General features: G+C 61.8%; 13 protein-coding genes, 2 tRNA genes and 1 pseudogene. 6 read left to right on the top strand and 10 right to left on the bottom strand.

Annotated features, from left to right (window positions below):
- The first annotated feature begins 5 nt into the window (after positions 1–5).
- From AC56QP_RS32355 to AC56QP_RS32345, 3 genes are all read left to right on the top strand, one after another.
- On the top strand, positions 6–425 hold the full coding sequence (locus AC56QP_RS32355; RefSeq protein ID WP_489861841.1) for a VOC family protein: 420 nt from the start codon (positions 6–8) through the stop codon (positions 423–425).
- Positions 422–1,216, top strand: a complete 795-nt coding sequence (xth, locus tag AC56QP_RS32350; RefSeq protein WP_489861842.1) for an exodeoxyribonuclease III — start codon at positions 422–424, stop codon at positions 1,214–1,216. The genes AC56QP_RS32355 and xth overlap by 4 nt, the downstream gene beginning before the upstream one ends.
- A 119-nt stretch (positions 1,217–1,335) precedes the next feature.
- Positions 1,336–1,635 (top strand): hypothetical protein, encoded by a 300-nt coding sequence (locus AC56QP_RS32345; protein ID WP_489861843.1) that lies wholly within the window; start codon positions 1,336–1,338, stop codon positions 1,633–1,635.
- A gap of 52 nt (positions 1,636–1,687) precedes the next feature.
- On the opposite strand, the gene AC56QP_RS32340 is transcribed toward AC56QP_RS32345, so the two are convergent.
- From AC56QP_RS32340 to AC56QP_RS32295, 10 genes and pseudogenes are all read right to left on the bottom strand, one after another.
- Positions 1,688–2,515 carry a tetratricopeptide repeat protein gene (locus AC56QP_RS32340; RefSeq protein ID WP_091575314.1) on the bottom strand — a complete coding sequence of 276 codons (828 nt, stop codon included), beginning with the start codon at positions 2,513–2,515 and terminating at the stop codon, positions 1,688–1,690.
- On the bottom strand, positions 2,502–4,226 hold the full coding sequence (gene ilvD, locus AC56QP_RS32335) for a dihydroxy-acid dehydratase (RefSeq protein ID WP_256750589.1): 1,725 nt from the start codon (positions 4,224–4,226) through the stop codon (positions 2,502–2,504). Before ilvD ends, AC56QP_RS32340 begins: the two co-directional genes overlap by 14 nt.
- Before the next feature lie 284 nt (positions 4,227–4,510).
- The gene (locus AC56QP_RS32330; RefSeq protein WP_497100920.1) at positions 4,511–5,734 is read right to left on the bottom strand and encodes an outer membrane protein transport protein; all 1,224 of its coding nucleotides are present in this window, start codon (positions 5,732–5,734) and stop codon (positions 4,511–4,513) included.
- 68 nt (positions 5,735–5,802) lie between these two features.
- Complete coding sequence (locus tag AC56QP_RS32325) at positions 5,803–5,967, bottom strand: hypothetical protein (protein WP_489861845.1); 165 nt, start codon at positions 5,965–5,967, stop codon at positions 5,803–5,805.
- Positions 5,968–6,093: 126 nt separating this feature from the next.
- Positions 6,094–8,877, bottom strand: coding sequence for a valine--tRNA ligase (locus AC56QP_RS32320; RefSeq protein WP_489861846.1), 2,784 nt, complete (start codon positions 8,875–8,877; stop codon positions 6,094–6,096).
- A gap of 205 nt (positions 8,878–9,082) precedes the next feature.
- Positions 9,083–9,937, bottom strand: coding sequence for a PopZ family protein (locus AC56QP_RS32315; protein ID WP_489861847.1), 855 nt, complete (start codon positions 9,935–9,937; stop codon positions 9,083–9,085).
- 199 nt (positions 9,938–10,136) lie between these two features.
- A complete protein-coding gene (locus AC56QP_RS32310) occupies positions 10,137–11,522 on the bottom strand; it encodes a TolC family outer membrane protein (protein ID WP_489863463.1) in 1,386 nt (461 codons plus the stop codon).
- Between the two features lie 183 nt (positions 11,523–11,705).
- Positions 11,706–12,373 (bottom strand): annotated as a pseudogene (locus AC56QP_RS32305) (protein-L-isoaspartate O-methyltransferase family protein).
- Between the two features lie 90 nt (positions 12,374–12,463).
- Positions 12,464–12,537, bottom strand: a tRNA-Cys gene (locus tag AC56QP_RS32300).
- 458 nt (positions 12,538–12,995) lie between these two features.
- Positions 12,996–13,253 carry a PGPGW domain-containing protein gene (locus AC56QP_RS32295; protein WP_256750595.1) on the bottom strand — a complete coding sequence of 86 codons (258 nt, stop codon included), beginning with the start codon at positions 13,251–13,253 and terminating at the stop codon, positions 12,996–12,998.
- A 223-nt stretch (positions 13,254–13,476) separates the two neighbouring features.
- Between AC56QP_RS32295 and AC56QP_RS32290 the strand changes: the two genes are divergently transcribed.
- The 3 genes from AC56QP_RS32290 to AC56QP_RS32280 all read left to right on the top strand — a co-directional run bounded on the left by AC56QP_RS32290 (position 13,477) and on the right by AC56QP_RS32280 (position 15,688).
- Positions 13,477–13,551 (top strand) — tRNA-Asn (locus AC56QP_RS32290).
- Positions 13,552–14,139: 588 nt separating this feature from the next.
- Positions 14,140–14,418, top strand: coding sequence for a hypothetical protein (locus AC56QP_RS32285; protein WP_497100921.1), 279 nt, complete (start codon positions 14,140–14,142; stop codon positions 14,416–14,418).
- A gap of 1,075 nt (positions 14,419–15,493) precedes the next feature.
- Positions 15,494–15,688, top strand: a complete 195-nt coding sequence (locus AC56QP_RS32280; RefSeq protein ID WP_489861850.1) for a hypothetical protein — start codon at positions 15,494–15,496, stop codon at positions 15,686–15,688.
- Positions 15,689–16,469: the final 781 nt, after the last annotated feature.

Here is a 16,469-nt window from a genome sequence, read left to right as displayed (position 1 = left end):
GTGCGATGCCTGCCATCGGCGCGGTCCGTCAGATCGCGCTGTCGGCCGGACGCGACCTCGACGCGACATTGGCCTTCTGGCGCGATGTGCTCGGCATGAACCTGCATGCGCGCTTCGATCCGCCGGGCATTGCCTTCATCATGGCCGGCGATGTGCGCTTGCTGTTCACTGACGGCATACCGGCTGGCACCGTCTATCTCGACATATCAGGCCTCGACGAGTTCCATGCCCAGGCGAAAACCGCGGGTGTGCCGTTCACCGCGCCGCCGACGCTCGTCCACCGCGACACCGAAGGCCAGTTCGGTCCGGCAGGGGAAAGCGAATGGATGGCCTTCCTAAAGGACCCGGCCGGCAATACGATCGGCTTAGTCGAACGCCATCCGCCGCAAGAACCATCCGCCGCAAGAACAATGAGACCGTCATGAAAATCGTCACCTGGAACATCAACGGCGTCCGCGCGCGCATCGGCAACCTCACCCATTGGCTGACCGAAAGCGCACCCGACATCGTCTGCCTGCAGGAGATCAAGACAGTCGACGAGCAGTTCCCGCGCGCCGAGATCGAGGCGCTTGGCTACAATGTCGAAACCCATGGCCAGAAGGGCTTCAACGGTGTCGCCATCCTGTCGAAGCTGCGCTTCGACGAAGTCACCAGAGGCCTGCCCGGCGACGATGCCGACGAGCAGGCGCGTTTCATCGAAGGCGTTTTCTCGACCGACAAGGGCGCGTTGCGCGTCGTCTCGCTCTATCTGCCGAACGGCAACCCGATCGATGACGAGAAGAAGTTCCCCTTCAAGCTGTCGTGGATGGCACGCCTGGAACGCTGGGCCGAGGATCGGCTCAAGTTGGAGGAGGCCCTCGTGCTTGCCGGCGACTACAACGTCATTCCCGAGCCGATCGATGCGCGGTTTCCGGAAAACTGGCTGGGCGACGCGCTGTTCCAGCCGCAGACACGACAGGCCTTCCGCCGGCTGCTCAATCTGGGTTTCACCGAGGCGGTGCGCGCCGTCACCGACGCACCCGACACCTATACGTTCTGGGACTATCAGGCCGGCGCCTGGCAGAAGAACAACGGCATCCGCATCGACCATTTACTGCTGTCGCCGGAAGCCGCCAACCGGTTTTCATCCGCCTCGATCGAGAAGCATGTACGCGCCTGGGAAAAGCCGTCCGATCACGTGCCGGTGGCGATCGATCTCGCGCTACAGCCGGCCTGACGGCCTTCTACCGCGGAGTGTGGTAAATACCGCCCGCCTCGTGCGCTGATACCGGCCGCAACCCTCATATCGCCACAATCGCGCCGTTGACTCGGGATCAGCGTGGCGGCTGGGTTTCCATGACCATACGATTTGCTCTTTGTCCGATCGGCCTGGCATTTGCCATGGTCGCGCCTGCAGCGGCACTTGCCGCCCAGGAATGCCTGGCCAATGGAAAATCGTACCCACTTGGCCAGGTCGTATGCCTGACGGTCGCCGACAAAAGCCATCTTGCCCGCTGCGAGATGGTGCTCAACAACACGTCCTGGACGAAGATTCAGGACAGCTGTCCTGAAAACACGCTGGCGCCGCACCCGCATGTCACGCCGATCTCGACACCGGCTCCCAGCATGGTGCCGACGGAACCGACCGAGAACTGATCAAGATCGAGAATTGAGTGCCGCGGTCGGTGAGGCCTGCGTGGCCGCGTCCCTACTGGTCGGCGTTGCCGCCCTTGGTGAGGATGTCATCCGCCAGCGAGATCGCGGTGCGGCGGTCGGCTTCGCCGGCGGTGGCAAATGCCTCTTCCTGCATGCCGCGGATCCAGGGCTGATCGGCCGGCGAAGCGCGTTCGAGCGCCGCGGTCATCATCGCCAAGCCGCGAACGATCTTGCCGCTCTGGAACAACAGGTGGCCCAATGTCGCCTGCGCGCCGGCATGGCCCTTCTCGGCGGCGAGCTGGAACCAACGCCCGGCCTGCTTAACGCTGGCCTTCACGCCGCCCTCGCCCTTCAGGAACATTTGCCCCATCTCGAACTGCGCGTTCGGATTGCGATAATTGGCGGCGGCGCGCATGTAATATTCCTGGGCCGCCACCTCGTTCTCGGTGATCGGGCTGCCGGGAATACCCTTGCGCAGATAGTCGCCAAGCGCCACCAGCGCGTCGGAGACATAGCTTTCCTCGGGCGAGCCGGGCTCGACATCCTGGTCGACGATCTCCGAGAAGAACTTGAATGCCTCATAGTCGTCGCGCGCCACGCCGTCGCCCTCGGCATACATGCGCGCAAGTTTCCAGGTGGCGCCGATCTGGCCGTTTTCGGCGGCGTATTTGTAGGCCTCGGCGGCCTGTTCCTTGTGGCCGTTCTTGTAAGCGGAGAAGCCGAACTGGAACACCGCCCACGGGCTGGACTGCGGCTTCACCCCGGTCTTGTCATCGAACACCTTGTCGTCGAAGGCCATGGCCTGGCCCACGGCGCCAAAGATCGCGACAGCGACCAGTGCCGAAAAGACAGACGACCTCAGCAACTCAGATGTCCGCATAGCAGTGTGTTTCTTTCGCACCACCCGGATGGGTGACCGCGCCATCACGCGCCGGCCCTACCGTCTGTGCATATTTCCAAATTGCACCCGATTGATAATCGGTCGTGCGCGCCTTCCAAGTCTTTGCCCTCTCCGTCAGTTCGGTTGCCGACAACGCCACGTCGATCGTGCCATTCACCGCATCGATCGAAATCACGTCGCCATCCCTAAGCAGCCCGATCGGGCCGCCGACGGCCGCTTCCGGCCCGACATGGCCGATGCAGAAACCGCGCGTCGCGCCCGAGAAGCGCCCATCGGTGATCAACGCCACCTTGCCGCCCATGCCCTGGCCGTAGAGGGCCGCCGTCGTCGACAGCATCTCACGCATGCCGGGGCCGCCGCGCGGCCCTTCGTAACGGATGACGAGAACCTCGCCTTCCCTGTAGTTGCGATGCGTCACCGCCTCGAAACATTCCTCCTCCGAATCGAAACAGCGCGCCGGACCGGAGAACTTCAACTCCGACATGCCCGCGACCTTGACGATCGCGCCTTCGGGGGCAAGGTTTCCCTTCAAGCCCACAACGCCGCCGGTTTGAGTAATGGGTCTGTTGGCCGGGCGGACAACGTCCTGATGTTCATTCCAGGCAACGTGCTCCATATTTTCGGCCAAAGTGCGGCCAGTCACGGTCAGGCAATCGCCATGCAGGTAGCCGTGGTCGAGCAACGTCTTCATCAGCAGCGGAATGCCGCCGGCCTCGAACATGTCCTTGGCGACGTATTTTCCGCCGGGCTTGAGGTCGGCGATGTAAGGCGTCTTCTCGAAGATCTTCGCCACATCGAAAAGGTCGAACTTGATGCCTGCCTCGTGTGCGATCGCCGGCAGATGCAACGCTGCGTTGGTCGAACCGCCGGTGGCGGAGACAACCGTCGCGGCATTTTCCAGCGCCTTCAGCGTGACGATGTCGCGCGGCCTAATATTTTTCGCGATCAGCTCCATGATCTTTTCGCCCGAGGCGAAATTGAAACGGTCGCGCATCTCGTAGGGCGCCGGCGCGCCGCAGGAATAGGGCAGCGCCAGACCGATCGCCTCGGCGACCGTGGCCATGGTGTTGGCGGTGAACTGCGCGCCGCAGGAGCCGGCCGACGGACAGGCCGCCTGCTCGATTTCAAGCAGCTCGGAATCGCTGACCGTGCCGACCGAATGCTGGCCGACCGCCTCGAACACATCCTGCACGGTGATCTGGCGGCCGCGATAGCTGCCGGGCAGGATCGAGCCGCCATAGATGAAGATCGACGGCACGTTGAGACGCACCATGGCCATCATCATGCCGGGCAGCGACTTGTCGCAGCCGGCGAGGCCGACAAGCGCATCGTAGCAATGGCCGCGCATGGTGAGTTCGACTGAATCGGCGATGACCTCGCGCGACACCAGCGATGACTTCATGCCCTGGTGGCCCATGGCGATGCCGTCGGTGACGGTGATGGTGCAGAATTCACGCGGCGTGCCGCTGGCGGCCGCGACGCCCTTCTTGACCACCTGCGCCTGGCGCATCAGCGAGATGTTGCAGGGGGCCGCCTCGTTCCAGCAGGAGGCGACACCGACCAGCGGCTGCGCGATCTCCGCCGCCGACAACCCCATCGCATAGAGATAGGAACGGTGCGGCGCACGCGCCGGACCGACGGTCACATGGCGGCTGGGCAGCTTGGCCTTGGAAATGACTCTGGCGTCCATACTCTTCCTTGCCGCGGGCGGTGCGGCCTGCCCCATCGCCGAGCCTTTTGGCGCGTGTCCCGAGGCAAGATCGAGGTGCGCCGGGTTTATGGCGGGAAATAGGCAATTCCCTCGGCCTGACTTTTAGCGCAGGGGTTGTTCAAAAAGTGTTGCCAAAACGCAACAATCGCACGAGCGAAAGCTGTGCGACTTATATGCAACGCAGCTTGGATACCGGGAGCCCCGCCCGCCCAAATAAAAAAGGCCGAGCGTCGCCCGGCCTTTTTGCTAAAAATTTCAGCGGTTTAGAACTTTATCTTGAGACCGCCGGAAATCGCCGTCACGAGATCGTTGCCGAAGTCGTAGCTGGCGTCGACGCCGGCCACATAACCGTTTTCGCCAGCGAGCGTGCCGGAGTGACCACTGGTCATGACGCCAATCGCACCGGCCAAGCGAACTTCGATATTCGGCTTCGGTGTATAGGCGACGCCGCCGCCGAGCGTCCACGTATCGGACTGCGCCCCATAGCCGTGTGAAGTGCCACGGTCCCAGGAAAGCTGGCCGGCAGCACTCCATGCGTCGTTGAACTTGTGACCAATGCCACCAGTAACGGTCCACCCGTCACGATACATCAGATCCAGTGACGTCACCTGGCCCAGACCATTCGTTACGCAGAATGACGAGGGCGTACCCTGGGGACAGATCGGAACGCTTTGCAGCAGGCTCCAGTTGACCCACTTGATAGAACCGAAAGCGAGCCAGCCGGGAGCGATACCCGACTGCAGTTTCAGTTCCACAGAGTCAGGCATGTACTCCGTTGCGCCGTAGATCGGGATGAGACCTTTGCCGACACTCGTCAAGTCCAGCGTGCCGTCGATATTGTCGAGCTTGACCTTGGAATTGTAAACAAGGCTCGCGCGCAACGCGATATCAGGGATTTCGTAAGCAATGCCGGCGCGCCAGCCCCATCCGCTGGCCTTCAGATCGACACGACCTGACAATGCCGGAGTGAGGTTCACCAAGCTTTCCTTGAACCCCGAGATATCCTGATAGAACAACCCTCCGATAAAGCGGATCTGGCCCTTGCCAGCATCCATCTTATAGGAACAGGTCCCTGCGTAATTGTTGCTCTTGATATCGGTTTCTATGTTAGAAAACGCGCCGTTCCACGTACTACCCGGCGCGGTATGCGCACCCCAGGGCTGCGAATAGTCGACCATGCAGTCCACGCCTTGCACAACCTGGACCTTGGCTCCAATGCGCGGGACCCAATAGCCTTCGGCTCCGTCGGCGGTGCTGCTCAAGCCGAGATTGGCCCCCCCTGGTCCGAGCGCATTCTTGTACTTGCGATCCGGCATCACAAAGGTCGATTCCGCTTCCGTAGCGAACGGCGCTGGGTCAAATAAGAGGTCGATGTCGTAGCCGCCGCGTTCCAGGCCACCGGCATGCGCCGGATGCATCGCCGTCCCGATCAAAGCAAGCGAAAAGCACCCTGCCCCCAGCAGTGCTCTCAGACGCAAATTGTTCATGACTGTCCTCCCCGAATAACTAGTGGCTCAAGCTAGAACCAATTCAGGTTAACGCTGCAACAACGAATTCAAGAGGCGTACATGTACATGTCCGCCGAACGCATTTTCGACAAAATGCCGGCCAGTGCCGCAAGGCTGAAAAACGGCCATTTGCGACGCATCGGCCAGAAAAAATTGGAAAATCCAGCTAAGAAAGGCTCCAAAACAGCGTTTTCTGGGGTGTCTGCTCCCATTGTTACATTATGGCAACAATGGGGCGAAAACTTTCCGTTTACGTCAAAATTAACGCAACGGAATGCCTGTTTTCGAGGCAAAAAGACCCTCTTTCGGGGCAAGTCGAAACATCGCGAATCTGCGCTTCAGCCAGCGTCGCGAACCCTGGTCAATGCCACCGAAAGCTTGTCCTGCGCATCGCGGTATTCGGCGAGCTTTTCGCGCTCGGCCTCGACGATCTCGGCCGGCGCACTGGCGACGAACCTGTCGTTGGACAACTTCTTGTGCAGGCGGGCGATTTCCTCGGTCAACTTGGCCAGTTCCTTCTGCAGCCGCGCGGCCTCAGCGGCGAGATCGATCAGGCTGCCAAGCGGCAGGCAGATCGTCGCCTCGTTGAGAACGATCTGTGCCGACCCCTTCGGGGCAGTATCGGCCAGCGAGATGTCACCGACCCGCGCCAGTCGCTTGATCGCCGAATCCTCACGAGCGAGCCTTTCGCGCGTTACGTTGTTGGCGCCAACCACCACGAGCGGCGCAATGGCTGCCGGCGGCACGTTCATCTCGGAGCGCACCGAGCGGATACCGGAGACGAGGTCGACCAGCCAGTTGATGTCGGCGGCCGCATCCGCGTCTTCGAAATCCGGCGACGGCCACGCGGCATGACACAGCAGCGAGGCGCGTTCCCTGCCCTCGCCGGCTGTCTGCGCCCACAACTCCTCGGTCATGAACGGCATCATCGGGTGGAGCAGCTTGTAGATCTCGTCGAGCACGAAGGCGACGCAGGCGCGGCTTTCGGCCTTGGCCGCCTCGTCCGTGCCCATGAACACCGGCTTCAGCAGTTCCAGGTACCAGTCGCAGAACAGGTTCCAGACGAAGCGGTAGGCGGCACCCGCCGCCTCGTTGAAGCGGTATGAGGTGATGCCGTCCGTTATCTCCCGCGCGGCGCGCGTCAGTTCGGTGAGGATCCAGCGGTTGACCGCCAGCTTGGCATCGTTCAGCCAGAAATCGTCGTTGCGCGCGACTTCGTTCATTTCGGCGAAACGTGTCGCGTTCCACAGCTTGGTGCCGAAATTGCGATAACCGGCGATGCGCGCCGGGTCGAGCTTCACGTCGCGGCCTTGCGCCGCCATCACCGTCAAGGTGAAGCGCAAGGCGTCGGCGCCGTATTCGTCGATGAGATCGAGCGGATCGATGACGTTGCCTTTCGACTTCGACATCTTCTGCCCGTTCTTGTCGCGCACCAACGCGTGGACATAGACGGTGTGGAACGGCTCTTCGTCCATGAAGTGCAGGCCCATCATCATCATGCGGGCAACCCAGAAGAAGATGATGTCGAAGCCAGTCACCAGCACGTCGGTCTGGTAGTAGGTCTTCAGTTCGGGCGTCTGGTCCGGCCAGCCGAGCGTCGAGAATGGCCACAGCGCCGATGAGAACCAGGTGTCGAGCACGTCCTCGTCGCGGGTAAGGATCTCGCCCGGCTTGAAGTTCTCGAGTTTGTCCTCGACCCAGGCCTTCCATGGGCCTTCCAGCGCCAGATAATATTCGATCGCGGCACCCAGCGCCTCTTCCTCGGTCTTCTCGACGAAGACGCGCCCATCCGGCCCGTACCAGGCCGGTATCTGGTGGCCCCACCACAGCTGGCGCGATATGCACCAGGGCTGGATGTTTTCCATCCAGTCGAAATAGGTCTTTTCCCAGTTCTTAGGCACGAAGTTGGTGCGGCCCTCGCGCACCGAGGCGATCGCCGGCTTGGCGAGTTCGGCGGCATTGGCGTACCACTGCTCGGTCAGGAACGGCTCGATCGGCACGCCGCCGCGGTCGCCATGCGGAACGGCATGGCGATGCGGTTCGACCTTTTCGAGGAAGCCGCCGGCTTCCATCAGTTCGACGATTTTCTTGCGCGCGATAAAGCGGTCGAGGCCGTTGAGTTCGTCCCAGACCGCCTGGCGCTCCGGCGTCACCTCGAGCCCAGCGAGAAAATCCTCGTTGTCCCTCAGACTGACCGCGGCCTCGATGGTGAGGATGTTGATCGCCGGCAGCTTGTGGCGCTTGCCGACCTCGAAGTCGTTGAAGTCGTGTGCCGGCGTGATCTTGACCGCGCCAGAGCCCTTCTCGGGGTCGGAATATTCATCCGCCACCACCGGTATCTTGCGGCCGACGATCGGCAGCACGATGTTCTTGCCGACCAGGTGCCGGAACCGTTCGTCGTCAGGATGCACGGCGACTGCCGTGTCGCCGAGCATGGTCTCGGGGCGAGTCGTCGCCACCGTGATGAAGGTCTTTGGATTCTCCGGATCGAAGACCTCACCCTCTATGGGATAACGGAAGTGCCAGAGATTGCCGTTGACCTCTTGCTGCTCGACCTCGAGATCGGAGATCGCGGTCAACAGCTTCGGATCCCAGTTCACAAGGCGCTTGTCCTTATAGATCAGCCCTTCCTTGTAGAGGGTGACGAACACTTCGAGCACGGCCTTGGACAGGCCTTCGTCCATGGTGAAGCGTTCGCGTGACCAATCCGCCGAGGCGCCGAGCCGCTTCAGCTGGTTAAAGATCGCGCCGCCGGATTCGGCCTTCCACTCCCACACTTTCTCGATGAACTGCTCGCGCGTCAGGTCGCGGCGATGGATCTGCTTCTCCATCAGCTGCCGCTCGACCACCATCTGCGTGGCGATGCCGGCATGGTCCATGCCCGGCTGCCACAACACGTTCTTGCCGCGCATGCGCTCGAAGCGCACCAATATGTCCTGCAACGTGTTGTTGAGCGCGTGACCCATATGCAGCGAGCCGGTAACGTTCGGCGGCGGAATGACGATTGTGAAGGCCTCGGCCCCCTCGTCAGCGCCGGCGCCAGCGCGAAATGCGTCGGCCTCTTCCCAGACTTTGGCGATCTTCGGCTCGACGGTTTTTGCGTCGTAGGTCTTTTCAAGCATGGGAAATGGTCCGCGCTATCGGGATTTTTGCTGGCCCGGTGTAAATCGGAAGGTCTTGACCAAGTCAACCGCAAGGGCAGCCTCGGGCTCTCGACGTCAAATAGACACGGCCGGGATCAGGTCAAGGAAGGCCATCGCGCCAGCGGACCGCACGAACAGAAACGCCGCCTCTGGGGCGGCGTTTCATCGGTGATCTGGATGGCGATTACTGCGCTCCACGCGCCACGCGCTCGATCTCCTCGCGCACCAGCCGCTCGACAAGGGTCGGCAGATTGTTGTCCAGCCAATCCTGCAGCATCGGCCTCAGCATCTCCTCGGCCATCTCGTCGAATGTCTTCTTGCTGCGGCTGGCAAACGCATCGGAAAGCTCGCCAAAGGCAGCGGCAACCTGCCGGCCCGTGTGCTCGGACACGATTGCCGGACGAACTGACGGCGCGTCGCTGGCCACCGCCGGCCGCGCCGGGCTTCCACTCGGACTAGACTGCTCGAAGGCCCGGTTCATGGTCGGCTCGTCCCTGGGGGTCGGCTCGTCCCCGGGGTTGTCCACCTCCGGCTCGGCAACCGGCTTGCGGGCCTCGCCCCTGTCCTGCTCCATCTTGGCCTGCTCGCCGACCGTGGCGATCTCGCGCCGCCAATCGGCAACGGTGGCGTCGGGGGCGGCGACAGGACGCGCCGCCGGCGCCTCGGCAGCGGCCGGCGGGGTCGGTTCGGCGGCGACCCGGGCGCTGACCTCGGCAAGTGTCATCGATGGCTTTGCCGGGGTGGGTTCGGAACGCACCGGTGCTTCCATCCGCCCGATCACTGGCTCGGCCGTCGTCACCAGCGCCTGCACTTCCGTCAGCTTGACCGGCTTGACCTCCGGCGCGGCATGCAGGTCGGCACGGAATGCCTCGACGTCGGGGACTGGATCGGCGCTCGACGCCGGCTCCAGATCCTGGCGCGGCTCATCGGCCTCGCCCGGCTGCTTGCGGCCGGTATCGCTGTCTTCGATGATCCTCCTGATGGAAGCCAGTATCTCTTCCATCGAAGGTTCGCGCTGTGCGCTGCTTGCCGTTGCCATCGTCACATCCGCCGCCCTTGTGACCCATTGCAGATTTCCGCTCCGGCAAAGCCGGATCGAGATCATGGCGACAGCGTAACCGACGGATCGCCGCACGAGAATCCCCAATCTGGGGACTTGTGGGATTTCAACAGATTAGAGCATGATTCCAGAAAGCGGGAACCGAACAGGAAGACTGCGGAATCCGAACCGAACGCCCTCAGCGGCCATCCGGCGTGCGCAGGCCGAACCACTTGTCCTTGACCGCGTTGTAATGCTCTTCGGGTCTGTATTTCGTCACCTGCAAGCCAAGGCGATCGACCGACAGGCGGCCGGTCGCCTGCAGGATGGCGTAACTCGCCACCACCACGTCGTGCTCATAGCCGGCCTGGTTGATCTCGGCGGTGATGACCGTCGCCTGCGCGTTGAGGACGTCGAGCGTGGTGCGCTGGCCGACATTGCGTTCTTCGATGACACCGTTGAGCGCCAGCTTCGCGGCCTCGATCACTTGCCTATTGGCCGCGAGGCTTTGCTGCGCGGCGGTGTACTCGGTCCAGGCGGCGGTGACGGCCTGGCGCACCTGGTCGCGGCTGACGTCGACCTCGATGCGGGCCTGGCTGAGCGATTCCTTGTCCCGGCGCACGATCGCTGACGTGCGGCCGCCCGAATAGATCGGGATGGTCAGCGTGGCCCCGACGCTGGCCGAATTTGTCGTGCCATCCTGTGCCGAGACGCCCGGCAAGGTATTGCGATAGGCGCTCGAGACACCGGCGGAAGCAGACAGCTGCGGCAGCAGGGCGCCTTCGGCCGACTTCACCGAAAAGGCAGCGGCGTCGACCAGATGCTGGGTGGCAAGGATGGCCGGGTGCTCATTCGAGGCTACACCGACGGCGGCGGCGAGGCTCGACGGCAACAGCTTTGCCACCGGCGAAGCGGCTTTGAGTTTGCCCGGCTCGTCGCCGACGATCTGACGATAGAGCGCGGCACTTGCCAGCGCCTGCGCCCGGGCGGCGCTCAGCGATGCCACGGCGGCGGCCCGCGAAGCGTCGGCCTGCGCCACGTCGGTACGCGTGCCTTCGCCAACATCGAAGCGCGAACGCGCCGCACGCGCCGTTTCGGTCAGGAATTGCAGGTTCTGTTCGGTCAACACGGCCACCTGCCGGTCGCGAATCACGTTCATATACGCTTGGGCCGCGCTGAACAGGATGTTCTCTTCGGTGTTGCGCAGGCTTTCAACCGACGCGCGGACCTGCGATTCGGCGGCCGCCACATTGTTCTTGGTCTGAAAGCCGTCGAACAGCGTCTGATCGATCTGCACGCCAAAATTGCCGGTGGTCAGACGCACGCTCTGATTCGTGCCGTTGAGGTGACTGCTGGAGTAATCGATATTTGCCGAGCCTGTGACTGTCGGCCGCCAGCCTGACTTGGCAATGGCGACGCCTTCATCGGTGACACGGACGCCTGCGCGGGCGGAATTGAGCTGGGAATTGTTCTGATAGGCCTTTGCAAGCGCGCCAAGGATGGTTTCCGCAGAGGCCGAGAATGGAGAAAGCGCGGTCGCGGAAACGAGGACGGCGGCAAAAAGGCTCTTGCGTACAGACAGCACGGTGTATCCCTCATTCGTTTTCCATGGGAACCGCGCCACGCCAGCCTCTCCTTGTGAGCAACCGGCGCCGCGTGTTTAGTGTTCCCTGCTGCTCAGCCCCAAAGCGCCCCCAGTTTGCGGATCAGCAACGATTGTTCAAACACAAGCGACCATGACAAGGCCTCTCCTGCAAGGCAAAATCACTCAGAATTCGAAGGCATGCGCACGTTCGAACCCCGGTAGTGGCTTAATTGCCGCATTAAACGCGCGTCTTCCGGTTACAACCCCCCTTCTTTGAAAAAAAGACGGGCCACACCTGAATTGCCTTGCCCTTCAACAGCGACAAGGCGGCCGCCTTCGGCAAGCTGGTCGAGCAGCGGTGTCGGCACGTCCTCGACGCTGCCGCCGATGAAAATGACGTCATAAGGCGCCTTGGCGGCATGACCTTGCGACAAGGCCCCCTGCACCACGGTCACATTGCCGCAGCCAAGCGATGAAAGCGTCGATCTGGCGGTCTCGGCCAGCGCCGAATCGCTCTCAAGCGCCACCACGGATCCGGCCAGTCGCGACAGGATGGCCGCGGCGTAGCCGGTGCCGCAGCCGACATCGAGCACCGAATCGGTCGGGTTTATTTCAGCCAGTTGCAACAGCTTGGCCAACGGCGAAGGTTCCATGAGGTAGCGCGCGCCATCGGCGCCATCGGCAATGCGGATGTCCTCGTCGATATAGGCGAGATCGCGCTGGCCGGCCCCGACAAAGACCTCTCGTGGCACGACAAGCATTGCTTCCAGCAATGGCGCGCTGGTCACATCGGTGGTTCGAACCTGACCATCGACCATCTTGACGCGACGTTCGGAAAAATCAGCGCTCATGTCCCAACCAATCCGCTTGCCGCGCCAGAAGCGCGGTTCATTTCGACCCGAACTTCAAGCTCCGGCGCGGATGCGCGGGAGCTCGGGCATTGGAGGCCTCGCCCGGAATCGAACCGGGGTGCAAGGATTTGCAGTCCTCTGCGTAACCACTCCGCCACGAGGCCTCGTTGCTCCCGGCGTTCCACCCGGTTCCAATAGGTTGCGGCGAAAATGCCGTCAAGCGGCCACCGTGCATTCCGAACGGTTTCCTCGGCGCCAATCCGGGCAGCATGTGTCAAATCCTCAAGCTCCGGGAATCGCAGCGATATATTAGCGATTTGTTTAGCATGACCCGCCGCCGGAATAAACCGACGCGCCACCCAGGTGTTGAGCAGGACAGGAGGCGCCAGTCATGCGCCGGGCAATGGCAGCAAAAGACAAGAACGCCCCAGCCGCCTCTCGCTGCCGCGATGCGAAGAGCTCTTGCGCTACGCCTTTGACGGCCCGTGTATCGGCGGTGCCAGCAGCCTGTCGCGCCTAGACCGGGCGAAGCTCGCCTTAGCCGTGGCGATTCTCAGGCAGATCCGCGAGGCAATGAAGGAGCACGCAGGGCCGCTGAGGCGTGCCATCTTGCCCTATCGACCTAATCCGGTCGGCGGCGCCGTTCCCACCAGACGACGAAGCGTCGACGGTGGCGGCGAACCATGGCGAATTCATAAGACAGCACCAGCAATCCGAGCGGCACCATCCAGAAGCCGAGGATCGGCAGAAAACCGAGGATGCCGCCGACGGTCAGCAGCATGCCGATCGCGATTCTGAGGCCGCGCGAGCGCGGCATTTTGAACTCGCGTCCCAAAACCGAAATTTTACGCGCTGGCATCTGGCTGTCTTGTGCTGTCATCGTCTCGAAAGATTGACCCGTTTGACCGTTCAGGAGCGTCATTGAACCAAAGCCGCGCCGCGCTTTTTGGTTCCCTATCCCTCGTATGACGGCTTATATGAGGGCCTCCATGGACGATTGCCAGAAACCATCGTGCGAAAAAGCCTCGGAAAAATGCGAAATGCTTCTTTGCAAAGCCGAAAAGGGCAGCTATAGGCTGCGCCACTCACATCAGAGCCTCCGTTCCCCGGTAGCTCAGTGGTAGAGCAACCGGCTGTTAACCGGTTGGTCGCTGGTTCGAATCCGGCCCGGGGAGCCAAATCTTTTCAATAGTTTAGCTGACGTCCGAAGCCTTCGCCAAGTTGGCTGGCATCTCGCCGGGCTATATCGCGGGCTACACCCCGCGCGCTTCGACATATCGTCAACGAGCGCCCCGCCCTCGGCAAACTCTTGCGAATGACACGCAAGGAAACGGCTTCGAACCAGATCAACCTGGCTGCCAAACCAATGAAATACGTCGGGAGCCCAGGCGAAATCCCTGGCTTCGACCGCAGTCTGACAGCGCAAGCCATTAAGTTTGGTGTTAGCTACAAGTTGTGACGATGGGCGGCTGCACGCGAGCTTCCGCGATCGCACCCTACCGACCCGCCCATGGTGCGACCGCGGCGGACCTGATGCGGCTCTGGCTAGACCTGTGCCTCGTTATCTCTCCAAGGCGTGGCGCCGACCGCAACGTTTGGCGCTTCACCTTCGGCGTGATCCCTTCTCGCCGCATTTGGCGTCGCTTTTGCAAATAGAACGATGGGGCCTTGCGCGGGTGGCCGAAAGCTATGTGAGCTATGTCATAGTCTGTTGCAGGGTATCTTCATTAGCGTAGTTGCATATCTTGCTACATGGGAGGAAAGCGGTGGCTCGTCCCCAACGCGACATCGACGGTTATCTGACCAGCTACGGCGGGCTCTCGGGAACCCGCGTGGAAGTGTTTGAGGCCGACGGCGAGTGGTTCGTGCGTGTTGTCGAGCACGACGAAGAGCGCACCTACGCTTTTGCGCTGAAATCATTCGCCCTGGCATTCGCGGAAAGCCAGAGGAATCACATCAAGCCCCCGACGGTCGTGCGGCTGGAGCGCAACCCATCGCTCCTATTCACACATGACCGGTTCACGGCGGTGAACGATCGATTCTAAGATGCCGGGAGACGCGGGAGGCGTCCGCGCCTCCCCTGCCATTTTGCAATGCGTACCGAGCGCCTCGCCCTTCATTGACAACGGGGGCAGCGGAGTCCCGCCCCATCGACAGAGACGAGTTCGGCGAAGGCGACGATCGAAGCGGCACCTTTCCGCAATCGAACTATTCCTCGATATTTTAGAATCAGCTAATTTTATTCGGTGGCAGGACCCCAACCCTGCCAAGGCCGGCGCTCGATGGAGCCACCCTGACCCGAGGGCGTCGGCCGCACCCTGCTGGGCGGAAGCGGGTCAGCCCTATATTCCCGAACCTCGGTACCGTGCGGCCTCCATCCACAATGCGAGCGCAAGGGCAGGAGTACGACCCTTCACCTCATATTCACGGCCCCGATACGTTCCTGCCGCAATCCAGACAGTCTTTGATCGTTGGTAGATCGTAATCCCCCTTGCGCCCGCCCAATTGCACAGTTCTTCATTACTTCGATGCATTAGCCCAGCCATTTCCCCCTCAGGGATGTGGAAGCAATTATCGTGCCGGAGGTGCACTGGCTAAAACGTACAGCTGCCCGCCACTCATCGACGCGCCGCATGCGGCCGGCGCTTAACGATTCTTCTCGCCGTTTGGATTTGGAACCGGCGCCTCTCGCACATCTCGCGGTGGCGGATCGACATGTTTAGGCTCTGGCGGTGCTTCCTTGTCACGACGACGGACGGGTGCCTTCTCGTGGTCGGGCTTCGGTGGCGGATCCTTGACTTGGCTTGGCATATCTATTTCCTCCCATCCCTCGAAACCGGATCGCAGCCCTTTTGTTCCCGGCCAAGAGGCCGACATCGAGGCAGCGGGTCGTATCGCCAACTTGACGACTTGATCCGTCGGTGGTCTTGCGTTCAGGACCAGCGTGGGACCAGCCCGCTGCCGGGACTTTTGGGGGGTGGCAGCGGGCTGTCGGGTGTGGGAACCCAGGGAGCAGCGAAGGGCTGAATGAATTCGCTGCTCCCGGTCAGCCTATGGGACTAGGCTCAGATGCGCGACTTACGGATTCGTAAGCAAGTCGGGACGAGGTTTGGGGGATACATGATCGCTACGATGTTCCGCTGGGGCGTGGTCCTGGGCGTCATCGGCTTTGTCGGCGGGTTCGTTGGACCGCTCATCTTCACGCCCGAGGCCAACCAGGGACCGCTGCTCGGCATCTTTATTACCGGGCCACTCGGGTTCGTTCTCGGCTTGGTGGTCGGGCTGATCCTTTCGTTGCGGCGACGTCGCTACTGACATTCGTTCAAGCGCGCCTGCTGAGGCGAAGCTCGCCTTGGCGATGCTTTCCGCGCCCGTCCGACCGGGCCTGTTATTGTATTGGTTAAGGCGCATATTGATCCGGCAGAACACAAGGTGCTGCCTTCCAATCAGCGCTGTTTCCTCGGCCACCTTTGCAAGATTTGCCAAGATTCGAACTGTCGGTTCGTTCCCCAAGCTTACTTGTCACTTTCCAGGCGGTCTTGCTGCCTCGGGCGAAAGATAGGCCCGCTGCGCGAGCAACGGGCCATCAACTTCGGCAGTGACAAATTGACCGATCGCGCGTCGGCATTGGGCGGTGGACCTAGTGTCCCCTATCACCCGGCTTGTGGCCCGCATCGCGCGTGTCAGCCATGGTCAGACTTGTCGTGATTCCGACGGCGGTGGAGCAGAGGACGACGATAGCCAGAACCCTAGATATTGCACGTAGCATCTTACCCTCCTGTTCGCCGAAACCGGCCTATCCGGCGTCGGGAACGCCGGAATTATATCTGCCTTTCACAAGGAGAGTGACGATGCTCGGATACCTCAATCGGCTAGCCTGGCATGTTCTTTCGAGTGAGCTCGTTTGCTCCTGCTGTTCTGATCGAGATGCCTTGCGGCGCGCGGTTTGCTTTGCCCCAACGGATGGCGACAGTTCCGACCAGCAGCCTCCAGCAGCCTCCTGCTTCCGCGATCACGCCATAACCCCGACCGTCCGAATAGGCCATGTGTGCGGGGCGGCGGACCTGACGGTTCGTCTGGCCGGTGTCACGTTGTC

This window comes from Mesorhizobium sp. RCAM 05104, assembly GCF_059683645.1.
This window is presented reverse-complemented; position numbering and strand designations above follow the sequence as displayed.

Bases quoted from the DNA above. Each gene is read 5' to 3' on its own strand.
- AC56QP_RS32295 (WP_256750595.1), bottom strand. From the start codon at position 13,253: ATGACAGCACAAGACAGCCAGATGCCAGCGCGTAAAATTTCGGTTTTG.
- AC56QP_RS32280 (WP_489861850.1), top strand. From the start codon at position 15,494: ATGATCGCTACGATGTTCCGCTGGGGCGTGGTCCTGGGCGTCATCGGC.
- AC56QP_RS32320 (WP_489861846.1), bottom strand. From the start codon at position 8,877: ATGCTTGAAAAGACCTACGACGCAAAAACCGTCGAGCCGAAGATCGCC.
- xth (WP_489861842.1), top strand. From the start codon at position 422: ATGAAAATCGTCACCTGGAACATCAACGGCGTCCGCGCGCGCATCGGC.
- AC56QP_RS32345 (WP_489861843.1), top strand. From the start codon at position 1,336: ATGACCATACGATTTGCTCTTTGTCCGATCGGCCTGGCATTTGCCATG.
- ilvD (WP_256750589.1), bottom strand. From the start codon at position 4,226: ATGGACGCCAGAGTCATTTCCAAGGCCAAGCTGCCCAGCCGCCATGTG.
- AC56QP_RS32315 (WP_489861847.1), bottom strand. From the start codon at position 9,937: ATGGCAACGGCAAGCAGCGCACAGCGCGAACCTTCGATGGAAGAGATA.
- AC56QP_RS32325 (WP_489861845.1), bottom strand. From the start codon at position 5,967: ATGGGAGCAGACACCCCAGAAAACGCTGTTTTGGAGCCTTTCTTAGCT.
- AC56QP_RS32355 (WP_489861841.1), top strand. From the start codon at position 6: ATGCCTGCCATCGGCGCGGTCCGTCAGATCGCGCTGTCGGCCGGACGC.
- AC56QP_RS32330 (WP_497100920.1), bottom strand. From the start codon at position 5,734: ATGAACAATTTGCGTCTGAGAGCACTGCTGGGGGCAGGGTGCTTTTCG.
- AC56QP_RS32340 (WP_091575314.1), bottom strand. From the start codon at position 2,515: ATGCGGACATCTGAGTTGCTGAGGTCGTCTGTCTTTTCGGCACTGGTC.